This is a genomic window from Clostridium sp. MCC344, assembly GCF_018785365.1.
Lineage (GTDB): Bacteria > Bacillota > Clostridia > Lachnospirales > Lachnospiraceae > Pilosibacter.
Map to the genome: position 1 here is coordinate 26,291 of NZ_WQPQ01000086.1, position 23,116 is coordinate 49,406.

The following is a 23,116-nucleotide window of genomic DNA, read 5'->3' on the forward strand; positions in this document are numbered from 1 at the left end:
CATTTCGTGCAGAATTTTGACATCTTGTGTCAAACCGATTGACACGCCTTGTTTTCTAATGATATTCTGGCGACAGAGACTTGAAGATAAGAGGGAGGCGGATCGCATGAGATATAATTTTAGAAGATGGATGGCAGGATTATTGACGGCAGTGATGGTGGGATCCACGATCATATCACCAGTGTATGCGGAATCAGCTATGATTCGACCGGATACTGATTTTGAAGTATATACGGCGAGTGATGCAGTGAAGGAGAAAGCGACACAGTCAGACACGGTGAGAAAACCGCAGAGGGCGAAAAAAGATGAATTATCGAAGCTTAAGGCATCGGACTCCAATGCGCTTCTCAGGACATTGAGTGTCGCAGAGGAGTATGATCTGAAGAATGGGGAAGTGATCATTGATAAGAACGGCGATTACACGATCAGCGGCACATATAAAAAGATGACTGGAACGGCCCATATAACGGATCATGTGATCACGGTGAAGAAGGATGTTTCTGCGACGATCACTTTAAAGGGTGTGTCAATTAAAACCGCAAATGGGGATACAGTTAAAATGTCCTGCATTGAACTTGAAAAGGGAGCGGATGTGACGCTGGTTCTCTCCGGAATGAACAACCTGTATACAGTCAGCAATTCCGGCGCGGCGATCCATGTGCCGAAAGGAAGCAGCCTGACGATCCGGGCAGGAACTGATAAGGATGTCCTGTATTCGGTTGCGCGCGCTTATGGAGCGGGAATCGGAGGAAACAGCGGAGAGGGACATGGCAAGATCACGATCGAAAGCGGAACGGTGGCAGCTTGTTCTGGAATGAGGCTGACAGATAAAGGACTGGAAAGGGGAACGGAATCGGACAGTGGAGCCGGAATCGGATCTGGTTCGGCAGGAATTGGCGGTGATATGATTACAATCGCTGGTGGATCTGTTTATGCAGCAGCATCCGTTGGAGCTGGAATCGGTGGTGGATATAAGGGAACATCGGGAACTGTTGTGATTTCCGGCGGAGATGTAGAGGCACGGGGCGGAGAGTATAACCGTAGCGTGAATGCTGTTGCAATCGGTCCAGAGATGGTCGATGGTAAGAATAATAGATTTACATTGAAAGCCAGTGAAAAAGAAAAAGCAACGGCAGAATTCCGTGGAGTTGATCAAACCAAAACATACACGGTCGATATTGGAAAGGAGCAGACCATCAACTATCCGGGAAGCCGTGTGGTGATCAAGTATGGAGAACAGACACGAAATGGGAAGCTTACCGTTACTCCGAAAGAAGGTGTTACCTATTCTGGAAGCGGAAGAGTTGAGATCGCCGGAACTGGTCCATATACAGTTACAATGGCAGATTCTGGGACAGCGACAAGGGAATTTATTAAGATCAAGAGCAGCTGTACCGTTACTTTGAAACAGCTCAATATTTATCCGAAGGCACAGAAGGTTCCTGCAATTGATATCGATGCAGGACTTGAAAAGGTGACCTTAAAGCTGGAAGGCAGTAATATTCTTAAGGGCGCTGAGCTTGCGGCGGCGATCGATAATCATGGGACTCCGTTGGAGATAACAGGAAGCGGAAGTCTGGATGCCACAGCCGGATCCGGGTCTGCGGCGATCGGCGGCAGCTGCTATGTAAATTCTGTGCCAGTAGGAAAAAATATTACGATCTCCGGCGGTGATCTGACCCTTCGGTCAAATGGAGATGGAACCTGTCTGGGAGCTGGTGCTGCCGGCAGCGCAAGTACAGGGAGTGCAGATAATCTGGTCATTTCCGGCGGAAATGTAAATCTGATCAAGAGCGGGGGCGGTTATTGTATTGGATCGACAGACCTTTCTCTTAGTTCGAAACCGAATATCCGGATCACAGGAGGAAATGTCACAGCGACGGTGTCCGGAGACACAGGAAAAATCTGTCAGAGTCCTATCACGATAGCGCCTGAAAATGAAAAAACAGCGACACTGTATACAGGAAACTCAGCTCCGGGAAGCGCGGCTCTCGGGCTGCGCGGGGAAGGAAAATATGAGCCCGCGTCAGAGACGTATATGCGTGTAAAGTTTGGAACACCGCATAATCTTACTGTTACGGGAGGAACGATCGTTTCAACAGAGTCCAAATTTGCGGAGGGTGAGAAAGTGCCGGTCAGTGCGAGTGCCGAGATCGCGGATGGAGACGGAGGAACCTTGTATTTTGCAGGATGGACGGTTAAAAAAGGAAGCGGAACGTTTGCTGATCCTCTGTCTTCCGGAACAACATTTACGATGTCCGATGTGGATACAGAGATCAAGGCGAACTATACAGGTGGATATTCTGTTACAGTTGCTGACGGAACCATCACCCCGGGACGGGAAAACTATGCGCCGGGCAGCACTGTCACGATCACAGCGAAAGATAAATCCTCGGAAAAATTATGTTTCGATCGCTGGGAGATCACGAACGGAAACGGAGAATTCTTAAACGGAACGGCCCGTCAGAAAACGGCACAGCTTAAAGTAAACAGCAGCCTGTCCGTAAAGGCGGTCTATGTTTCCGGGCACAGTCTCACGGTAAATAATGGAACTGGAAGCGGAGCTTATAGGACTGGAGATGTAATCGAGATCACGGCATTTCTACCGGCGGGATCAGAATTTTCGTCATGGACGCTGGATTCTGGCTCAGGAACCTTTGAAAACTTCTACAGCAGCACGACAAGATTTACGATCGGATCAGAAGATGCCGTGGTCACAGCCCAGTATAAGGGCGAAGGACTCACCGGTGACTTCATCGTGAGCGGCGGAATCCTGGGAACAGATTATAAATATGAGAACGAAACACTGACCATAACGGGCAGCGGAAGATACGAGATCTCCCTGAAAGAGGGCATTGAGACGACTGGAAATCAGATCACGGTTCAGGGAGGAACACCTGTAATTACGCTCCATAGCGTAAAAGTGAATGGAAACAAAGCGCTCAGGATCGAGAATAAAGCAAAGGTGACGTTGATTCTGGATGGGGAAAACTCCATGTGTTCCAAACAATCGAACTGTGTGTATGTGCAGGATAATTCTCATCTCACGATCACGAGCATTCAGGGCGATGGAAGCTCTGCGGGAACACTGCGTGCGGAATCTGGCGTGATCAATCATGCCGGAATCAGAGGCGGTTCCATTACTGTAAAAGGCGGAACAGTTATCGCTAAAGGTGAATATGGAGCGGCAGGAATCGGCGGAAACGCATGGGGAAAAATTGATAATTTCTCCATTTCGATCGAAGGAGGTACCGTGGAAGCTAGCGGCGGCTGGGGAGGTGCCGGCATCGGAAGCGCAAACCGGATAGGCGGAAATGTCAATATCAATATTTCCGGTGGAACCGTAAAGGCTGTCGGAGGCCAGGGCTCTGCCGGTATCGGAATCGGATATGAAAGCGGGGCGAAGAGCAGGATAACGATTACCGGAGGAAGGACAGAAGGAAAGGGAGGAGACAGGTACGCTGGAGAAAATACGACCAGCGGTGTCGGCACAGGATCAAAATATGATAATGTGGAGTTTGATATTAACGAGAGAGCGCTGATCATGCACGGACTGCGTTCTGCAAATGAGAAGGTTACAGCGGAGGAGATCAATCAGAAGACCACAAGAATGGGGCGCTGCGCGGTCATTTATTTTCCAACTGATGAGAGCGGAGAGGACGCTTCGATCTCACTGACACCGGAGACGGAGGTAATGTATCCTGGAAGTTCAAAACAGTTTACCGCAGCTGTTAAAGAAGCAAAGGATCCGACGGTGGACTGGCGGGTATCCGGAAATACCAGCAGCGATACAAAGATCAGCTCCCTGGGAATCCTGACGGTGGGTGCGGACGAGAAAGCGGAAGCACTCAGCGTGACAGCGAGCTTAAGGTCATATAATAAAACTGCATCCGCCGAGGTAACAGTGAATCAGATCCAGACAGGTCTTGCGGTTGGTTCAAAAGAAATTGAAATTGGAAATTCTGTTTTGGCTGTGATGACGGTTCCGAAAGGGATGAGTGGACAGATCCGGTTTTATGTAGATAAAGCCGCAGTGGGAAGTCCGATCACATCAACGGGAGGCGAAACATCGTTTACGATCGGAAAAGAACTTCTCCCACTGGGAACACATGAGATCTATGCGGAATATTACGGAAATGGATTCCGGGTCAAGAGTGGACAGATCTCAGTGACTGTAAAAAAACGTAATCCACAGATCGTAAGCTGGCCGGAAGCTAAAATGGAGATCCATTATGGTCAACAGGCATATTATGCCGGACTGCAGGGCGGAGAATATGGAGCTATACCTGGCGACTTTGCGTTTGATGTCGCATGGCCGGAGGTGGGAACAGACGAAGCTCTGTGCCACTTTACGCCAAGGCCAGAGTACCGCGATACGTATGAGACGATCTACCATAAAGTTAAGATTAAAGTTTTACCGGCAACTCCGAAAGTCGAGGAGAATCCTGCAGTAAATATTCAGTATGGACAGTCTCTGAAAGATGCGGTGATCTCTGGAGGAAAGGTGATCAATCCAAATTATGTATTAGGGCAGAAGCAGATGATCGTGGATGGAAAATGGAGCTTTAAGGATCCAGAGTCCGTACTTCATCCGGGGGGGGTATCCTGCACAGTAGTATTTACCCCGGAGGATACGAAAAACTACACGGGAGCGATTGAAAAAGAGGTTTCGGTTACTGTTTTGGCGTCAAAACCAGACCTCACTGTGGAGCTTGACCGGGAGACGCAGGTTGCAGGAAAGAAGATAACTGTTTCAGCAAAAGCGAAAAATGCGTTTTCTCCTGCACTTGAGGATGTACCGGAGATCCAGATTTCTTATCAGATCGGGAATGGAGCTGAGCAGACTGCTTCAGGAAATGAGATCCAGATCCCGATTGGGACCGCTGTCGGGACGCTTATCAAGATCACGGCGAAAACAGCTGCTGTTGATGGCAGATATATTGAAACTTCCGAGACAAGAACGGTGACAGTGGCAGATAAAACGATCGTGGATAAGCAGATATCTGTGACGGTACCTGATGTGGAATATGGCAGCTCACCGGTTCCGGAGGGAACATTTGCGGGAAATGTGGATGGAGATGAGTCCTGGGCTTACACGTACAGTGTGGATGGCGGAAATACATGGAGTACGGAAGCGCCGAAAACAGTGGGAAGTTACCTTGTAAAAGCTTTTTATGAGGATGACTCACAGAAAGGAGAGAATATTTCTTCCTGGAATATTATTCCCAAAACGGTGATTGTGGAGGGCGTTGTACTGGAGAAAAAAATCTATGACGGAAGAACTGACGTGAATGTGAGATCAGTAAGCTTTGGCGGTCTTGCAAACGGAGATACTCTGGAGTCAAAGGATTATTCTGCAGCAGCAAAATTTAAAGATGCAAATGCGGGAACAGATAAAAAAGCTTTTGTAGAGGTTTCCCTATCCGATACGGAAAATGCAAAGAATTACGTTCTGGATCAAGCAGGAAAGTTCATTCTTGATGGACAGAGCATCAAAAAAGCCGAAGCGCCCTCTGTTCCGGAGATCTCTGAGGCGTACAGCTATGGAATAAGCGGAGAGCAGGAGATCGTTCTTTCCGGATTCCCGGAAGACTGTGGAGAGATTTCCGACGGAAATGCCGATATCATATCGGATAAGTCCGGCATTCTGGAAGAGAAAATTGCCGTAGAGGGGACGCAGTTAAAATTCGCGCTGAAGAAGAATGACAGATCACAGATCGGCGCATCAGCAGTGATCCGGGTCAGTGGCATTCTTACGGAAAACTATAAGATACCGGATATTCAGGTCGTAATCTCTCTGAATGACAAGAATGAGCAACATCCGATTGCGGGAACGATTACGTTCCAGCTGAATGGTGATGAAAAAACATTCACAGCTGAGATCGGGGCTGTTGAGGGCGCAGAGTACAGTTTTGACGGTACCACCTGGTCAGACAACAACCGGAAAGATGACTGCCAGCCGGATACCCTGTATCACGGATGGATCCGTCTGAAGGAGACGGAGACAGAAAATGCGGGACCTGCGGCGAAGGTTTCCGGAAGAACTCCGAAACTGGCAGAAAAGCCTCCTGTGGTCGGACCGGAGAAGCCCGGAGATGGCGGGAATACCGGAGGAGACAATGGCACAAAGCCCGGAGATGGCGGAAATGCTGGAGAAGATAACGGCACAAAGCCTGGAGATGGTGGAAATTCCGAAGAAAACAATGGCTCAAGACCAGGAAGTGGAACTGGTTCATCCAGTTCAGACTCTTCCAAACCGGAGATCAGTGAAAGAAAGCCGGATATCAGCCGTGACAGTAAAAAGGGATATATTGATCCTGTAAAGGGAATTATCCCGGGCGCTGCGAACAAAGCGGTAAACGATGGACACAGCCATTGGATGAAGGATAAGAATGGCTGGTGGCTGAGATACAGCGATGGCAGTTATGCGGCAGGAAAGATGATCGTGGGAGAGCACGATAATATGCAGACGGTTGAGCATCAGTGGGAACTGATCAACGGAAGCTGGTATGCATTTGATGATCAGGGATATCTGCGTGTTGGACTTGTCTATGATGCCGGTTATAGGGGCTGGTTCTATATGGACGAAAATTCCGGAATGCAGACTGGCTGGGTACTCATCAATGAAAGATGGTATTTCTTCAATCCGGTTTCTGATGGAACAAGAGGAATGATGTTTATCGGAAGAAAAACGCCGGATGAGTATTTTGTGACGGAAGATGGCAGCTGGGACGGAAAGACAAAATAATAAATAAGAGAACAGCCAGGTGAAGTGAGAAAACTCCCTCTTTGCAGTTTATGGGATAAACGCGCAGAGAGGGAGTTTTTATCATTTATGAACCTAAAAATTCAGAGAAATAATCAATGAAAGGCAGTCTCATTAAACTTCTTTACCATTGATCAAAACGTGCTGGATCACACCTGTCACATCAAACGGACAGCCGTCAACAATGACAACATCGGCGTCTTTTCCTTCTTCCAGAGAACCGACGCGGTCAGCGATGCCGATATGCTCGGCCGGGTTGATGGTTACGGCGCGGAGTGCCTCATACTCGTCCATACCGGCTTTGATAGCGAGCCCTGCGCAGAGCGGCAGGTAGTGGAGCGGAGTTACCGGCGCATCTGTGATGATGGAAACATGACATCCGGCTTTCGCGAGAATGCCAGGTGTCTCCCAGGTCTTATTCTGGAGCTCAAATTTGGAGGCATGTCCGAAGGTCGGACCTACCGCGAGCGGGAGATTTTCCTTAGCGAGTTCATCTACGATCATATGGCCCTCTGTCACGTGCTCCAGAGTCAGGCCGACACCGAATTCTTTCGCGATACGGATCGCAGTGAAGATATCGTTTGCCTGATGGGCATGAGCTTTTAACGGGATCTCATGGTTTAATACCGGAATCAGAGCTTCGGACTTCTGGTCGTAAGCCGGAAGCTTGGAAGCGTCATCACCGGCCGCCTCGATCTTTGCCTTGTAAACCTTCGCTTTATTTAAAGCCTCGCGGATCTTTGCGGCATTTGTCATACGGCTGGAGATTCCCTGTTTCTGGTAGCAGCGTTTCGGGTTTTCACCGAAAGCGCATTTCATAGCGATCGGGAATTTTACGATCATATTGTCAACACGGGTTCCAACCGGTTTGATAGCAGCGAAGGTTCCGCCAATGGAGTTGGAGCTGCCTGGACCGGTTGCGAAGCAGGTAACGCCGGCTTTCGCTGCCATCTTCATACACGGGTCAAACGGGTTGATTCCGTCAATCGCCTGTACCTGTGGAGTTACCGGGTCGTTCAGTTCGTTGTAGTCATGTCCCTCGTAGCCGATCCCGTAGCCGTCAAGACCGATATGGCAGTGGGCCTCAACAAATCCCGGATAAACCTGAAGTCCGGTAGCGTCGATAACCTCAGCGCCGTCAGCAGAGAGACCTTTTCCGATCTTCACGATCTTTCCGCCGTCGATCAGGATGTCAGCGATAAAAGTTTCCTTTGATACCGCTGTGTGAAGTGTTCCGTTCTTGATACAAATCATGGGAATTCCTCCTCTTTTCAAATCATAACTCCATCATACATGAATTGCGAGAATATTTCAAGGATTCTTTCTGTACAGTAGTTAAAAAAAGGTTACGATTCACGCTTTGCGCAAACAGTAACAAAAAAAGGAACTATATCATCTAAAAAGATGAAAAGTTCCTTATATTTGAGTTATGAAACTACATTCACCGGTTTCCCTTCAAGGAATCCCTTTACATTTCCGGCAAGGATGGAAACGAGGCGCTGTCTTGTCTCAAGTCCCTTCCAGCCCATATGCGGGGTGAGGATCACGTTGTCAAGGGTGTAGAGCGGGTTGTCGGCTTTCGGCGGCTCAGTTTCCTGAACGTCGAGGCCTGCGCCTGCGATCTGGTGCTTTTCAAGCGCTTCGATCAGAGCCGGCTCATCGATGAGAGCACCGCGGGAGGTGTTGATCAGGAAGGCGGTCGGCTTCATCAGCGCAAGAGTCTCTTTATTGATCATATGCTTTGTCTGTGGAGTTAACGGGCAGTGCAGGGAAACATAGTCACTGTTCTTTAAGACTGTCTCAAGATCCACATAGCGGATGCCGTCCTCGTCGGCTCTCGGTGTTCTTGTATACACGAGAATGTTCATATCAAGAGCTTTTGCAATCTTCATTACAGTCTTTCCGATATGTCCGGCACCGATGATTCCTAAAGTCTTTCCGTTTACCTCAACGTGCGGAACCTGGAGATTTTTCGTAAAGTTATCATGGTTTCCGTTTGCCAGCATTTTCATCTGGACCTGCATGGTGGAGCTTAAATTTAAGATCATCATGACCGCTGTGTGGGCTACGCGCTCGGAGCTGTATGCCGGGATATTGCAGACGGTGATCCCCTTCTCCCTTGCGGCATCAAGATCCAGATTGTTGTATCCGGTACCGGCCTCACAGATCAGCTTTACGGAAGCTGGAAATTTGCGGATCAGGTCACCGTTTACCGGCATCTCCTTTGTGACGATAATATCAGCTCCCTCAATGCGCTCTAAGAGCTGTTCCGGTGTGGTATCATCGTAGACGGTCACGTCGGAAGAGAGAACAGAAAAGTCGAGATTTCCGTCAAAGTTCATTTTTTTTGCGTTTAATACAACGGTCTTGTCGCTCATGGGTAAATCCTCCTGAGAATAGTAATAGTTCGTGATTAGCGGACATGTTTATTATAGCGCTCTTGAAACAAAGTAACAATAGAGATTTTGACCATCGTTTTAGTATTGTCGTGGCCTGATGGGGATTCCGACGGCTTTATCCGTCTGAAACTTGTGTGCTCAAGAGCGATACTTCCAGAAGAACTTAAACGGGCCTGTGAGACAGTGAGTGGGAAATATGCCACTGCCTAAGTGCTGGAAATTGGCGGGAAGCTACTTGCGTTGTCCTAATTTCGGAAGTATACTTATGCCATAATATTTGAAATGGATGGAATCATATGCTTGGATTAAAACCGGTAAAACTGATGCCTGCGAGGGAGCGGGTTGCTTCGGCGCTCAGAAAGGCAATTATATCGAGACAGATTAAGGAAGGCGAGACGCTGGCGCTCGAGGCGACGGCTCAGGAACTTGGGGTGTCGATCACTCCGGTGCGGGAGGCGTTTCAGATCCTCGCGAGGGATGGGCTTTTAGAGCTGAAACAGAATAAAGGAGCCACCGTTTTAGGGGTTACGGAAAAGACGCTGCGGGATCACTATCAGATCCGGGCAGTGCTTGAAGGGTACGCCTGTGTGCTCTGCGTGGAAACCGGGGCAGATCTCTCTGCCCTGCAAAACTGTCTGAAGGCATCGCAGGAGATGCTCGCTTCCGGAGACAGCAGCAGATATTCGGATATGAACCAGTCGTTCCATTACGAGATCTGGAATGCGTCGGGGAATGAGAAGCTTGTGACAATGCTCTCAGAACTCTGGAATGGACTTTCCATGGGAGTCCAGACGACGGAGAGGGAGTACGCGAAGAAATCGTTTGCGGAACATAAGGAAATTTATGAGGCGATTGCGGCGAAGGACGCGGAGACCGCGAGAGCGCAGATGGAGAAACATATCAGGAGAAGCCTAGAGGATATGCTGACACGGTACAGAGAATAAATACAATTTATCTATAATGCACAAAAACATAAGCTACAAATTAGACAGTATGATGAAAAAGTAAAATTGGTATTGACTTTTTCATCATACTGTTTTATTTTAAATGCATAAATTGTATACATGATAAAAAATAAAATATCAAATACAAGAAATCAACATGCAGACGAAAAGCAAATGGCTGCCGGAAGTCAAAATTAAAGCACGGACAGTCAAAAATTTTAAGGAGGTTATATGATGAACAGAGAGGAGCAGGTGGAGAAACTTACCACATATATCGCCCATTTTACGGACTATATCGGAAAGCATCTCCCGGACGATGTAAAGGCAAAAATTTCAGAATTAGCAGAGGCGGAGACAAACCCGCTTGCAAAGTCCATCTATGAGACAATGAACTTAAACCAGAGATTAGCCTCTGAGTTAAACAGACCGAGCTGCCAGGATACCGGTGTGATCCAGTTCTGGGTAAAATGCGGAACAAAGTTCCCGCTGATCGATGATCTGGAAGTTCTTTTAAAGGAAGCGGTTGTCCGTGCGACTGTGGATGCCCCGCTCCGCCACAACAGTGTCGAGACTTTTGATGAGTACAACACCGGAAAGAACGTCGGAAAAGGAACACCGACCGTATTCTGGGATATCGTCCCGAACAGCGACCAGTGTGAGATCTATGTCTACATGGCAGGCGGCGGATGCACACTTCCTGGAAAGGCGATGGTTTTAATGCCAGGTGCCGGATATGAGGGCGTCGCGAAATTCGTCCTTGACGTTATGACAAGCTATGGCTTAAACGTATGTCCTCCGCTTCTTGTTGGCGTCGGCGTCGCAACATCTGTCGAGACCGCAGCACTTCTTTCCAAGAAAGCACTGATGCGTCCGATCGGAAGCCACAATGAGAATGAGCGCGCCGCAAAGATGGAAGCACTTCTTGAAAAAGGTATCAATGATATCGGTCTCGGACCGCAGGGAATGGGCGGAAAAGCATCTGTTATGGGTGTTAATATCGAGAATACCGCAAGACATCCATCTGCCATCGGTGTAGCAGTAAATGTTGGATGCTGGTCCCACCGCCGCGGACACATTATCTTTGATAAAGACTTAAATTACACGATCACAACACATTCGGAGGTGACTTTATAATGGTTGAGGTAAAGAACGGAAAAAAAATTCTGACAACACCGATCAGCGCTGAGGATCTGGAAGGAATCCATGTCGGTGATATCGTATATTTAAACGGAAGCATGACGACCTGTCGTGATGTGGCACACCGCCGTCTCGTGGAAGAGCACAGGGAACTCCCGGTCGATGTAAAGGATGCAGCGATCTTCCATGCCGGACCGATCATCCGGCCGCTTGAAAATGACCAGTTTGAGATGGTTTCCATCGGACCGACGACAAGTATGAGAATGGAAAAGTTTGAAAAAGAGTTTGTGGAACAGACCGGGGTCCGCGTGATCATCGGAAAAGGCGGAATGGGACCGAATACGGAATGTGCATGTAAGAATTTCAAAGCGATCCACTGTGTATTCCCGGCCGGATGCGCGGTTGTGGCTGCGACTCATGTAGAGAGGATCGTGGAGGCACAGTGGAGGGATCTCGGAATGCCGGAAACGCTGTGGCACTGTGAGGTAAACGAACTGGGACCGCTCATCGTTTCGATCGATCCGGACGGAAGAAATCTCTTCGAGGAAAATAAGGTTACATTTAATGAGAAAAAAGACAAGGCGTTAGAGGAAATCTATCCGCAGGTAAGTTTCATCAAATAACTGGAAGAAAGCAGCAGATCAAAGAGATGCTTCCATAGATCGCTACAGGTTCAGATAATACGGGGGAGTACAAGATGGATAACAAACTGGTCATCTGTATGGTCATTTTTGCTCTGACACTTTTGAGCTATATCATCAACAAGATCCCGATGTGGGTCACGGCACTTTTATCACTCAGCGCACTTTACATTACCGGGTGTGTGGATGCGAACGGAGCACTTGGGGGATTCGCAAATGTCAACACGATCCTGATGGGAGCCTGTTTCATGGTGGCGTCGGGATTCCGCCGCACATCTCTTGTAAAACTGATGTGTGACTGGCTCCTGAAGCTGACAAATGGTTCTTTTATGAAGGTATATTTCGGATATCTCCTGCTGGGAGTGCTCCTGACAAACTTTATGAACAGCCCGATGGTGGTCTACGCGATCATTGGTCCGCTCCTCTGCGCATTATGTGACAGGACGGGATACAGCCGTTCAAAATACATTTTCCCGCTGATGGTGATCGTGGTTGCCTGCTGTTTTGCACTTCCGCTTCCGACTTCGATCCAGAAAGCGGGAGAGTTTAACGGATATCTCGAGACATATCAGTTCACCGGGCTGGAATTTACCCCGATCAGCTTTTTCTTCGCGAGATTCCCGGTGATCATCCTCTGCCTGATCTGGGCGATGACGATCGGACCGAAGATGTGTCCGCAGCAGGCGGTCTCCGATCTGGCCGAGATCGAGGAGCAGAAAGATATCTCCAGCAAATTATCGCCGACCGTTGACAGGATCGGAATCGTGATCTTCATCGTCACCATGCTCGGTCTGATCTTCTCCACACAGCTTCACATTGCGTCCTGGTGGATCGCACTCGCGGGAAGCATCCTCATGGCAATGTTCGGAGTTGTAGATCAGAAAAAAGCACTGTCAGAGATCCCGTGGGAAATGCTGATCCTCTACGCAGGAGCGCTCGCCCTGGGAAATGGTCTTGTGAACACCGGAGCAGGCGAGGCGATCGGGGGATGGCTTGCTGCAGCAGTCGGAGGAACCCACAACAATTACCTTCTCGGAGCACTGTTCTTTGTAATTCCGTTCCTGATGACCCAGTTTATGTTAAACCGTTCTGTCCAGGCAGTATTTATCCCGATCTGTCTTCTGACCTGCCAGTCCCTGGGGGCTGCGCCGATGGGACTCGTCATGTGCGTGGCATCCGCTTGTCAGACTGCTTTCATGACTCCGATGGCGACTCCGGCTGTTGCCATGTGCATGGGAGAAGGCGGATATGACCTGAAGGCACTCTTTAAGAGCGGCTGGCTGATCTGTATTTTGCTCGCAGTCGTGAACATTTTCTACACAATGACGGTATATCCGGCGTTCTAAGTCTGTCAGGAGGAAAAACAATGAAGATCACAGATGTGAAACTGATTTTTGCGAAGCATTATCTTTTCGTCCAGGTTTACACGGATGAAGGGATCGTCGGGCTCGGTGAGGCGGGCAACTGGGGTTACCTGATGGCGACAGCTGCGGCGATCGAAAAGTTCAAAGAATATTTAATAGGAAAAGATCCATTCCGGATCGAAGATTTCAATCAGAATTTTTACCGGTCTGTTTATTTCCGGGGATCTGTCGTGATGAGTGCGATCTCAGCGATCGATATCGCGCTGTGGGATATCAAAGGAAAGGCACTCGGCGTTCCGGTCTATGAGCTGCTTGGCGGTCTCACAAGAGACAAGGTCCGCGTCTATGCATCCCCGATGGTGCGGGACAAAGATCCGAAGGAGCTTGCAAAGTGGTATATCGACCTGAAAAAACAGGGATTTACAGCTGCGAAGATCTTTGTAAACGGAAACGACAAGTCATTAAGAGACGGTCATGATGAGTATTTCTCCGGCCGGATCGGGATGGAGCTTGAAAAAGTAAAGATCTGCAGGGAAGCAGTGGGATATGATTTCGACTTTATCCTGGAAGCACACCGCGGAATGACACTTCCGGAGGCAGTTGCATTCGGACGCGCTGTGGAGCCGTACCGCCCGATGGTATTGGAGGATCCGGTGACGCCGGATAATTACGATACAATGGCAGAAGTCGCAGCGAAGATCGGTGTGCCGATCGCAACAGGGGAACGCTTCACGAGTCTCAGGGAATTTGAGGTCCTGATGAGCCGCCATGCAGCACAGTATGTCCGACCGGATGTATGCGCGATCGGCGGGATCACCACTGCAAAGAAGGTGGCGGCGATCGCGGAGGCGCATGATGTTCTCGTGATCCCGCACAATCCGCTGGGACCGGTATCCACGGCAGCCTGCCTGCAGATCTGCGCGAGCATCCCAAACCTTGGGATCCAGGAACTTCCGGGATTCTGCCTAAACGGACAGGAAGACGCGATGGTGAAAGAACCGTTAAAATTCAGGGACGGTTACATGGAAATTCCGTCCGGACCTGGAATCGGTGTGGAACTCGCGGAAAATGCGTCAGAGCTCTATCCGCTTCATGAGCGCGGAAGCAATGCCGCAAAACGGTATTTTGACGGATCCGTCAAAGACATGTAAGATTCAAAACAGCCCTCCCATTATACATTTTCATATACCCCTTATTATAGAAAAAAGCTGCCCGCAATGGACAGCTTTTTTCTGTGTGATGGGTTTCTATATAAAATAAGGATTGTTGAGGGCGTTTTTACTGTGCTTTCCGCTGCATTTTTGCAACGAGGGCGCTGGTCCTCTGACGGTAGTCGTCGAGTTCGGTGACGATTCCCATGAAAGAGGAGATGAGATCTAAGGAGGCGCGCAGAGAACTCTGCTCACCCTGTACGACTGCGCGTTTTGTGAGGCGCATAGCCTGCTGCGGCGCTGCCAGAAGTTTTTCCATATACTGATCCACAAACGCGTCAAGCTCTGCATCCGGGACACAGTGGGTAACGAGTCCCATATCCGCGGCTTCTTTTCCCTTTAATGTGCGGGCTGTCCAGAACAGGTCTAAAGCTTTGTCCCGGCCGACGAGACGGGGCAGGAAATATGCTCCGCCGTCACCAGGTACAATTCCGGCATTAAAATAGCTTTCCGACATGGAAGCACTCTCCCCGGCGATCCGCACATCGCACATGAGAGCCATGTCAAGACCGGCACCGACTGCGGCACCATGGATCTTGGCAACCACCGGTTTATCGATTTCTTCTAAAAGAAGCGGAATTCTTTGGATTCCCTTCCAGAGTGAATTCTTTCTTGCGAGGGCTGTGGAGGAGATATCTTCATGACTTTCGAAGAATCCGTCACCGGCTGCCATTGCCTTGACGTCACCGCCTGCGCAGAACGCTTTTCCGTTTCCGGAAAGCAGAAGTGCATATACATCATCGTTGTCACGGACATCTTCCAACGCTTCTGTCCAGAGACGGATCATCTCCTCGCTGAAACAGTTGAGCTGCTTCGGACGGTTTAATGTAATGTGTGCCAGGTGGTCATGTACTTCGTAGATCAAGTCTGCCATAGGATATCTCCTCCCTATTTACTCTCTTTATATACCATATTGTGGAACTGATTTCATTATATGGAATTTTGTACAGAATGTCAAGCCCTTGAAACTGGTTTTAACGTAAAATTTGCAAAAAAATATTGTCCAGAATCGAAAAATCCTGGACAATATCACAAAGCGAAAAAGTATTGCATTCTATATCACAATATGAAATTCTGTTACAGATGTAATGATTTAACCATCTGCACACTTGATTTACAGAGAGAGCAGCATCCACCCCGCCGCGCACATAATTATGAGAAATATGAGATTGTAAAGGGTGAATACCATCATGTACGTTCCGGACTTTGATTCCGGAATCTCAGCGTAGGCCCGGTAGGAGATCACGCTTGCCATGGATGCGATCAGGGTCCCAAGACCGCCGACATTCACACCAAAAAGCAGAGGACGCACTGCACCGGTAAAGCCGGAGAGCAGGATTGCCGCGGGGACATTGCTGATGCACTGGCTTAAGAGAACACCTGCCGGAAATTCATGACCGGAGATCAGCTTCGTGAGGAGTCCGGAGATCGCAGGGATCCGTTCCATATTGCCGATAAAGATAAAGAAGCAGACGAATGTCAGGAGCAGAAAGTAGTCGACCCGGATAAACAGCGAGCGGTCCTTTATGAGAACAGCAGCCAGGATGATGAAAAACATGACCGGCCAGGAATAGATCCGAACGACGCATCCCAGACAGACGAGAAAAAGTGCCAGATAGAAGATCAGAGAAGTCTTCGTGGGACAGCCGTCCTGGTGAAGGGAGGTCCGGCTGAGGGTGATGGCTTTATTTTTCAGCAGAAAAACGGCAGCTGTGAGCAGCAGGGCAGAGAGTATCGTTAACGGCAGCATGTATCCCACAAGCTCACCGGCAGAGAGGCCAAAGGAAGAGTAGAGATACAGGTTCTGTGGATTCCCGATGGGTGTTGCCATACTGCCGAGGTTCGCGGCGATAGTCTGCAGGACGATCACAGGGATCATGAGTTCCGGAAGTCCAGCCATATTGAGGATCAGGATGGAAAACGGGACAAATGTGATCAGGGACACGTCGTTCGTGATCAGCATGCTGGAGAAAAAGCAGAGTGCTGTCAGGGTGAAGGCAAGCTGGCGAGTGGAATGCATTCCGGCGAGCAGGGATGATCCGAGATAACGGAACAGACCGATCTCCTTCAGCCCGGCGACCACCGTCATCAGGGAGAAGAGGAGTGCCAGAGTGCGGAAGTCAATGTAAGACAGATACTCCGGTGACGGAGCGACAAAAAACATGGAGAGGACCGCCAGAACCGCTGCCGCGGAAAGGACTGGTTCTTTTTTTATGAATGACATGGATCGATTACCTTCCTTATATAAGTATCATGCATGCGGCAGAAGACAGAAAAAACTGTATACAAAGTGCCGCTCTGCAATTCAAGTCGAACCTCCGAGAGACTTGGTGCGTGATTCTGGTCAGCGAAGCTGACAAATCCTATCAGAGTCACTGCCTATCCTGCGGGATGGGAACAACTGCAAAACTTCTGTAATTATTATAAACAGTGGCTTTACGAATGTAAAGAAGAAGAGTATACTGTATATGTTTGGTCATTGCACACAGGTAGGAATTTTCTGACCTGAAAATTCCGTAAAATACAGTGGTGGCAGTGGATTTTGCCGATTTGGAATGCGAAGCATCGGCAAAATCAGTTACTGTTTGGGCTTCTTTCATGCCCGTATAGACAATGATGTCAGAATAATGGAAAGCGGCAGCTCTGGATGAAAATTCCTGGGTGCCGCTAATTTACGCGGAATGGCAGCGCATAAACAGGACAGGATGTCTGCTGTTTCTGTTTGAGGGAGGAATATTATGGGGAACAACAAGTTTTCAATCGCCAGTGTTGGAAACCGGCGGGCATTCCGGGATGGAGCCCGGGACGGGGTGCCGATTGCGCTCGGGTATTTTGCGGTATCTTTTTCACTGGGAATCGTGGCGCGGAATGTCGGGATGACACCGATTCAGGGAATGATCACAAGCGCACTCTGCAACGCGTCCGCAGGGGAATACGCGGGCTTTACGATGATCGCTGCGGGGGCTGCGTATATCGAGATGGCGATCGTGACACTGATCGCGAATGCGAGATATTTACTGATGAGCTGTGCCATGAGCCAGAGAATGGATCCGGATATGCCGTTTTTCCACAGGCTTCTCATGGCTTTTGATATTACCGATGAGCTGTTTGGAATTACGATCGCAAGACCGGGCTACTTAAATCCATGGTATATGTACGGGGCAATCGCATTAGCGCTTCCCGGCTGGGCTGTCGGAACAGCCCTCGGTGCGCTTGCGGGAAATCTGATGCCGTGGCGTCTTGTGAGCGCATTCAGTGTTGCACTCTATGGAATGTTCCTCGCGATCATCATTCCGCCGGCGAGAAAGAGCCGGATCCTTGCAGGACTCATCGCGATCAGCTTTGCGGCGAGTTATCTTGCGGAGAATCTTCCGGTGATCTCATCGATCTCCAGCGGTACGAGAACGATCATCCTGACTGTTGTGCTCTCATCCGCAGCAGCGATTCTCTTCCCGCATCCGGCAGAGGACAGTGAGATCGAGGTTCAAGAAGAAAACCAGGAAGGAAAAAATAATTCTTCTGCAGGTGCAGCAAAACAGGGAGCTTAACTGTATATATAGTAGAAAGCAGTTCTACTTGTAAGAAAAAGAAGTATTTACGAAAACTGTATCGTTAAATTAAGAGGAAATACATAAAAAACATGGAAAAGAATATTTATCTCTATATTGCGGTGATGGCGGGCGTTTCATATCTGATCCGTGTCCTGCCGCTCACATTGATCCGGAAACCGATTAAAAATCAGTTTATCCAGTCATTCTTATATTACGTCCCATATGTGACGTTAGCTGTTATGACGTTCCCGGCGATCCTCTCCGCCACAAACAGTACGGTGTCGGCGGCGCTGGCGCTGGTCATCGGAATCATCGCGGCGTGGTGCGGAAGAAGTCTCCTGTCCGTTGCGGTGATCTGCTGCGCGATGGTATTCATTACGGAATTTTTCTTAGTGTAGTAAAAATACATAAAACACATATATTTAATAAAACAAAAGCAGTTTCGGTACCTGATCATCCATCAAAGAACCGTGCTGCTTTTTTTTGGAATGCCATTTACGGCATTCTTGCAGGGCGTGAAAACCCGCGAAAAAAGCAGTACATGGCGCAGAATAACGGAATGCGGCGATCTGCCAGGCCAATGCTTTAACGTTGTAAAATAAATGAGATAAAATCCCATTGTCTGAAATTTCACAATACGAAACATATTCCATTTTAGCAAAAATGCTGATTTTCTAAGCGGAAATTTGGCAATTATTTGGAAGAATCGTACTTGTATTTGTGCGGGAAAGTTGTTATAATCAGTAGCCGTGTTGAGCGAAAAAAAGAGTAATGGCTCATAAAAGCTGATTACATGGAGGTTTACCCATGAAGAAATTATTTGCATTCTGCGCAGGACTTCTGGCGGTCTTAAACCAGACTGCAGTTACAGCGCTTGCGGCAGAACCAGAGGCTGCCGGGGCGGCAGCACAGACGCCGTTATGGCTTTGTATTCCATTTGCAGGACTCCTGCTCTGCATTGCGGTCTTTCCGCTTGTGAAAGCAGAGTGGTGGGAGGCGCACCAGCCGCACGCGGTCGTGTTCTGGTCCCTGCTGTTCCTGATCCCGTTCGCCATGAAGTACGGTGTGCCGAAGGCGGCGGAGACGACACTGGAATGTATCATAAACGACTACCTGACATTCATCGTCCTTCTTTTCGGATTGTTCTGTGTGTCCGGTAATATTACCCTGTCCGGTGATCTCGCTGGTTCCCCGAGGATCAATGTGGGACTTCTGGCACTCGGAACCCTGTTATCCAGCTGGATCGGAACCACCGGAGCCAGTATGTTAATGATCCGTCCGATCATCAAGATGAACGCGTGGAGAAAGAGAAGACGCCACATCGTGATCTTCTTTATCTTTATGGTGTCAAATATGGGCGGCTGCCTGACTCCGATCGGAGATCCGCCTCTGCTCATGGGATTCATGCGGGGTGTCCCGTTTTTCTGGAGCTTAAAGCTTTTACCGATCCTGATCTTCAATATGATCATCTTGCTGTTCATCTTCTATCATTTTGATATGAAGGCATACAGAAAAGATATCGCGGCAGGCTTAAAACCGGATATCAGCAAACCTGGTACCGAGGTTAAGATCCGCGGCGGACATAACCTGATTTTCATTGTTATGATCGTAATCGCCGTAATCTTAAGCGGAACACTTCCGTCCATGCCGATGTTCCAGGATGCGGCGGGAAATGTCCTTGGAATCCACATTTTCGGTGAAGTGACACTGACTTATCCGGCAATCATCGAGTGCGTGATCATCCTGTTATCCGCATTCCTGTCCTTTAAGACGACGAATGTTTCCATCCGCCGTGAGAACCACTTTACCTGGGGAGCGATCCATGAGGTTGCTGTTCTGTTCGTTGGTATCTTTATCACGATGCAGCCGGCTCTTATGATCTTAAAAGCAAACGGTGCGGAGCTCGGAATCACGAAAACGTTTGAAATGTTCTGGGCAACCGGTCTGTTATCGAGCTTCCTCGACAATACACCGACTTACCTGGTATTCCTCACGACAGCCGGTGCTCTGGGACTTACACAGGGTATGGTGACGGCCCTCGGAACCGTTCCGGTCAAGATGCTGGAAGCGATCTCCTGCGGTGCCGTATTTATGGGCGCGAATACATATATCGGCAACGCGCCGAACTTTATGGTCAAATCCATTGCGGATGAGAACGGTATCCGGATGCCTTCGTTCTTCGGATATCTGATCTGGTCCTTTGGAATTCTTGTTCCGGTATTCATTGTGGATACTCTGGTATTCTTTTTATAGGAAGGGGGAGGAAATATGGCTGCAACGAAAGAAGAAATCAAAGAACTGGCAGAACATATATACGATCTGGACGCGGAGGTCTATGTCCACCTTGGCTCCTCCCTGGGACGTGTATTCAACCGTGACAGAGAGCGCTGTGTAAACGAACTCACCGAGCTTCTTACAACAAGACCGCAGGGACATTTGGTCCGCAGCGAGCTTGGACTGATCGCGAACATGGCCCGCACCATCGAGGATAAAGAAGAACGTGCGATGTGTATGACCGAGTACAACCGCATCCTCAATGAGGTCATGAGTCTTCCGACAAGCTTCGCCAGCGGCGATGTGATCGACCCGATCCTCGCGAAGTTAAACAGCTTCAACGTAGCGAACCGTTTCTCCAACGACGACCACCTGATCATCTGCATCAGCTGGACATACGGAAGCGGTGGAATCGATGTCGGCTTCAAACTTGCGGATAAGCTTCATATTAACTATTACGATGCCGATATTTTCGAGGCAGTATTAAAACGCCTCGACGCGGAGAAGGATAAGACGATCCGTGACGCGGCGGGATATGCCCACGTCTCTGAGGAACTGCAGCAGAGCCCGGCGAGCGAGTTTGAGGCAGTGACCCATATGTCCCTGAAGGATCATATCAAATATTTCAGCCGTTACCACGGCCTGAACCGTCAGGATGCCGTCTTCTTCAACCAGAGCGACCTGATCTGTGATATGGCGAAAAAGGAAGACTTTATTATCATGGGCCGCTGTGCCGATGCGATCTTAACGAACAACGGCATTCCGCATATCAGTATCTATATCACTGCACCGATCGAACAGAGGATCCACCGAGCGATCGAGGTAAACTCCGGATTAGACCGGAAAAAAGCGCGCCATTTACTGAAAAAACTTGACAAAAAACACGCGCATTATTACAATTTCTATACTGGAAGAAGCTGGGGAAACGCGAACAACTACGATCTCTGTATCAACAGCGCAAGCTATGGAATCGACGGTACCGTTGATTTCATTCTGCGAATGATCGGGCGTGACCATGAAAAAAAGAACGATAAGAAATCAGAATAGTGACCTGAACAAAACACCGCCGGTGAATCGACCGGAGGCGGAAAATACAGGTTCCATGCCTGGCTTTCACAGAGCCAGGCATATTCTTTTTACGCGAACAACGAGCCAAAGTCCGCGCTTACGCGAGAACTTGGCGACTGTCGCCTGCAGAAATTTCCCACTGTATGCGTAGGCATGATCTGGCGGAAATAGTATCAGATAAAACCGGAAATGTAACTATGATTAAGAGGAAAGGACCAACAACCATGCAGCTTGATATGACAAAGGGAAGACCATTGCCGGTGATCCTGCGGTTTACGATCCCGCTGGTCATCGGAAATGTTTTCCAGCAGCTTTACAATATGGCGGACACGATCATCGTGGGCAGATATGTCGGCGCGGGAGCGCTGGCGGCGGTCGGCTCAACCGGAACGATCATGTTCCTGACAACGGGATTTGCACAGGGGATCACGGCAGGATTCTCGATCCTGACTGCGCAGAGATATGGTGCCAATGATGCCAGAGGCGTGAAACGCAGTGTGGCAAACGGAATTCTCCTGTCTGTGATCGCAGCGATCATCATGACGGTGTTCTGCGTGTGCATTATGAATCCGCTGCTCCATCTGATGAACACACCGGCAGATATTTTTCGTGATGCCTATACCTATATTATGGGGATCAGCATTGGACTTACGGCGAATATTTTCTATAACCTGTTTTCTTCGTACCTGCGTGCGGTCGGAAACAGTCAGGTCCCGCTGTTTTTCCTGATATTTTCCGCCTGTCTGAACGTGGGACTGGATCTGCTTTTTATCATCCGAGGCGGTATGGGCGTAGCGGGGGCTGCCTGGGCGACGAATCTGTCCCAGGCGATCTCGGCGGTGCTCTGCGTGGGATATATCTGGGTTAAGGTTCCATCCTTAAAGCCTGATAGGGAACACTGGAAGATTCACGGAAATGACACGAGAAACCAGCTTGCGGCCGGGATCCCGATGGCGTTCCAGTTCGCGATCACTGCATCGGGGACTATGATCATGCAGTCCGCCATCAACCTCTTCGGCTCCGTGGCGGTTGCGGCCTATACGGCTGCGGCGAAGCTCCAGAGTCTTGTGATCCAGGGCATGATCGCCATGGGACAGACGATGGCGACCTACGGTGGTCAGAATTATGGAAGCGGAGATGTCAAGCGGATCAAGTCAGGCGTGCGATCTGCGCTCCTCGCGGAATTTGTCTACTCCGTTGCCGCAGCGGCACTGATGTGCGCACTCTTAAAGCCGTGTCTCGGGCTCTTCTTTACAGGAGACGTAGACCTTGGGGCTATGATGCCGTGGGCAAAAACATACTGCTACATGACGGCGGTCTTTTTCCTGCCGCTCTGCACGATCTTTATTTTCCGCAACATTATGCAGGGCTGCGGTTACGGATTTCTCCCGATGATGGGCGGTGTGTCGGAACTGATCGCGAGACTGCTGGTCTCAATGGCGGCGATCCAGCTTCTGAGTTATCCGCTGGCGTGCTTCGCAGATCCGGCGGCATGGATCGCAGCAGCTTTATTTACAGGAATTTCTTATTTATTTGTTATAAAGAAGATCGAAAAAGAACTTTCGTGACAGCTACAGTTTTGAAGAAATTAAGAAGACCGGATCCGGATGCTCCAAAGACGGGAGATGAAACACACCGGAATTTCTGGTTCCTGATGATGGGGATCTCGGCTGCGGGAATCCTCTTTATGACCAGGAAAAAAGAACAGGAGTGAGGAGTCTGCAGGGCCGTGGATATCCAGGACTGCAGGCGGATCAGAAC

16 protein-coding genes are annotated in these 23,116 nt (G+C 49.2%); 12 read left to right on the top strand and 4 right to left on the bottom strand.

Annotation, left to right across the window (positions count from 1 at the left end):
* Positions 1–106 precede the first annotated feature (106 nt).
* A complete protein-coding gene (locus GPK90_RS16950) occupies positions 107–6,748 on the top strand; it encodes an InlB B-repeat-containing protein (RefSeq protein ID WP_215703509.1) in 6,642 nt (2,213 codons plus the stop codon).
* A 132-nt stretch (positions 6,749–6,880) separates the two neighbouring features.
* Here GPK90_RS16950 and GPK90_RS16955 read toward each other — a convergent pair whose 3' ends face one another.
* The gene (locus GPK90_RS16955; RefSeq protein ID WP_215703510.1) at positions 6,881–8,020 is read right to left on the bottom strand and encodes an amidohydrolase; all 1,140 of its coding nucleotides are present in this window, start codon (positions 8,018–8,020) and stop codon (positions 6,881–6,883) included.
* A 173-nt stretch (positions 8,021–8,193) separates the two neighbouring features.
* Positions 8,194–9,144 carry a 2-hydroxyacid dehydrogenase gene (locus tag GPK90_RS16960; protein ID WP_118736448.1) on the bottom strand — a complete coding sequence of 317 codons (951 nt, stop codon included), beginning with the start codon at positions 9,142–9,144 and terminating at the stop codon, positions 8,194–8,196.
* A gap of 317 nt (positions 9,145–9,461) precedes the next feature.
* Here GPK90_RS16960 and GPK90_RS16965 point away from each other — a divergent pair, with 317 nt between their 5' ends.
* From GPK90_RS16965 to GPK90_RS16985, 5 genes are all read left to right on the top strand, one after another.
* Positions 9,462–10,109 carry a GntR family transcriptional regulator gene (locus tag GPK90_RS16965; RefSeq protein WP_215703511.1) on the top strand — a complete coding sequence of 216 codons (648 nt, stop codon included), beginning with the start codon at positions 9,462–9,464 and terminating at the stop codon, positions 10,107–10,109.
* Between the two features lie 231 nt (positions 10,110–10,340).
* A complete protein-coding gene (gene ttdA / locus GPK90_RS16970; RefSeq protein ID WP_346011292.1) occupies positions 10,341–11,243 on the top strand; it encodes a L(+)-tartrate dehydratase subunit alpha in 903 nt (300 codons plus the stop codon).
* Positions 11,243–11,869, top strand: a complete 627-nt coding sequence (gene ttdB, locus GPK90_RS16975) for a L(+)-tartrate dehydratase subunit beta (protein ID WP_118532379.1) — start codon at positions 11,243–11,245, stop codon at positions 11,867–11,869. The genes ttdA and ttdB overlap by 1 nt, the downstream gene beginning before the upstream one ends.
* Before the next feature lie 74 nt (positions 11,870–11,943).
* Complete coding sequence (locus GPK90_RS16980; RefSeq protein WP_118532377.1) at positions 11,944–13,233, top strand: SLC13 family permease; 1,290 nt, start codon at positions 11,944–11,946, stop codon at positions 13,231–13,233.
* 20 nt (positions 13,234–13,253) lie between these two features.
* Positions 13,254–14,402 carry a mandelate racemase/muconate lactonizing enzyme family protein gene (locus GPK90_RS16985; protein WP_215703512.1) on the top strand — a complete coding sequence of 383 codons (1,149 nt, stop codon included), beginning with the start codon at positions 13,254–13,256 and terminating at the stop codon, positions 14,400–14,402.
* Positions 14,403–14,529: 127 nt separating this feature from the next.
* Here GPK90_RS16985 and GPK90_RS16990 read toward each other — a convergent pair whose 3' ends face one another.
* Positions 14,530–15,336, bottom strand: coding sequence for an enoyl-CoA hydratase/isomerase family protein (locus GPK90_RS16990; RefSeq protein ID WP_215703513.1), 807 nt, complete (start codon positions 15,334–15,336; stop codon positions 14,530–14,532).
* A gap of 240 nt (positions 15,337–15,576) precedes the next feature.
* Positions 15,577–16,686, bottom strand: coding sequence for an SLC13 family permease (locus tag GPK90_RS16995; RefSeq protein WP_215703514.1), 1,110 nt, complete (start codon positions 16,684–16,686; stop codon positions 15,577–15,579).
* A gap of 514 nt (positions 16,687–17,200) precedes the next feature.
* On the opposite strand from GPK90_RS16995, the gene GPK90_RS17000 reads away from it, so the two are divergent.
* The 6 genes from GPK90_RS17000 to GPK90_RS17025 all read left to right on the top strand — a co-directional run bounded on the left by GPK90_RS17000 (position 17,201) and on the right by GPK90_RS17025 (position 23,069).
* A complete protein-coding gene (locus GPK90_RS17000) occupies positions 17,201–18,010 on the top strand; it encodes an AzlC family ABC transporter permease (protein ID WP_215703515.1) in 810 nt (269 codons plus the stop codon).
* Positions 18,011–18,102: 92 nt separating this feature from the next.
* Positions 18,103–18,411 carry an AzlD domain-containing protein gene (locus GPK90_RS17005; RefSeq protein ID WP_015552658.1) on the top strand — a complete coding sequence of 103 codons (309 nt, stop codon included), beginning with the start codon at positions 18,103–18,105 and terminating at the stop codon, positions 18,409–18,411.
* 409 nt (positions 18,412–18,820) lie between these two features.
* Positions 18,821–20,266, top strand: coding sequence for a sodium:proton antiporter (locus tag GPK90_RS17010; RefSeq protein ID WP_215703516.1), 1,446 nt, complete (start codon positions 18,821–18,823; stop codon positions 20,264–20,266).
* A gap of 15 nt (positions 20,267–20,281) precedes the next feature.
* The gene (locus GPK90_RS17015; protein ID WP_215703517.1) at positions 20,282–21,334 is read left to right on the top strand and encodes a cytidylate kinase-like family protein; all 1,053 of its coding nucleotides are present in this window, start codon (positions 20,282–20,284) and stop codon (positions 21,332–21,334) included.
* Between the two features lie 218 nt (positions 21,335–21,552).
* Positions 21,553–22,923 carry an MATE family efflux transporter gene (locus GPK90_RS17020; protein ID WP_346011293.1) on the top strand — a complete coding sequence of 457 codons (1,371 nt, stop codon included), beginning with the start codon at positions 21,553–21,555 and terminating at the stop codon, positions 22,921–22,923.
* Entirely contained in the window at positions 22,920–23,069 is a 150-nt protein-coding gene (locus GPK90_RS17025) for an LPXTG cell wall anchor domain-containing protein (protein WP_118532355.1), read from the top strand. The genes GPK90_RS17020 and GPK90_RS17025 overlap by 4 nt, the downstream gene beginning before the upstream one ends.
* Positions 23,070–23,116 lie beyond the last annotated feature (47 nt).

Excerpts from the sequence above, each read along its gene's own strand:
- GPK90_RS17020 (WP_346011293.1), top strand. The coding sequence starts at position 21,553 with ATGATTAAGAGGAAAGGACCAACAACCATGCAGCTTGATATGACAAAG.
- GPK90_RS16965 (WP_215703511.1), top strand. The coding sequence starts at position 9,462 with ATGCTTGGATTAAAACCGGTAAAACTGATGCCTGCGAGGGAGCGGGTT.
- GPK90_RS16980 (WP_118532377.1), top strand. The coding sequence starts at position 11,944 with ATGGATAACAAACTGGTCATCTGTATGGTCATTTTTGCTCTGACACTT.
- ttdB (WP_118532379.1), top strand. The coding sequence starts at position 11,243 with ATGGTTGAGGTAAAGAACGGAAAAAAAATTCTGACAACACCGATCAGC.
- GPK90_RS16950 (WP_215703509.1), top strand. The coding sequence starts at position 107 with ATGAGATATAATTTTAGAAGATGGATGGCAGGATTATTGACGGCAGTG.
- GPK90_RS17000 (WP_215703515.1), top strand. The coding sequence starts at position 17,201 with ATGGGGAACAACAAGTTTTCAATCGCCAGTGTTGGAAACCGGCGGGCA.
- GPK90_RS17015 (WP_215703517.1), top strand. The coding sequence starts at position 20,282 with ATGGCTGCAACGAAAGAAGAAATCAAAGAACTGGCAGAACATATATAC.
- ttdA (WP_346011292.1), top strand. The coding sequence starts at position 10,341 with ATGATGAACAGAGAGGAGCAGGTGGAGAAACTTACCACATATATCGCC.
- GPK90_RS17005 (WP_015552658.1), top strand. The coding sequence starts at position 18,103 with ATGGAAAAGAATATTTATCTCTATATTGCGGTGATGGCGGGCGTTTCA.
- GPK90_RS16960 (WP_118736448.1), bottom strand. The coding sequence starts at position 9,144 with ATGAGCGACAAGACCGTTGTATTAAACGCAAAAAAAATGAACTTTGAC.
- GPK90_RS17010 (WP_215703516.1), top strand. The coding sequence starts at position 18,821 with ATGAAGAAATTATTTGCATTCTGCGCAGGACTTCTGGCGGTCTTAAAC.
- GPK90_RS16990 (WP_215703513.1), bottom strand. The coding sequence starts at position 15,336 with ATGGCAGACTTGATCTACGAAGTACATGACCACCTGGCACACATTACA.
- GPK90_RS16955 (WP_215703510.1), bottom strand. The coding sequence starts at position 8,020 with ATGATTTGTATCAAGAACGGAACACTTCACACAGCGGTATCAAAGGAA.
- GPK90_RS16995 (WP_215703514.1), bottom strand. The coding sequence starts at position 16,686 with ATGTCATTCATAAAAAAAGAACCAGTCCTTTCCGCGGCAGCGGTTCTG.
- GPK90_RS16985 (WP_215703512.1), top strand. The coding sequence starts at position 13,254 with ATGAAGATCACAGATGTGAAACTGATTTTTGCGAAGCATTATCTTTTC.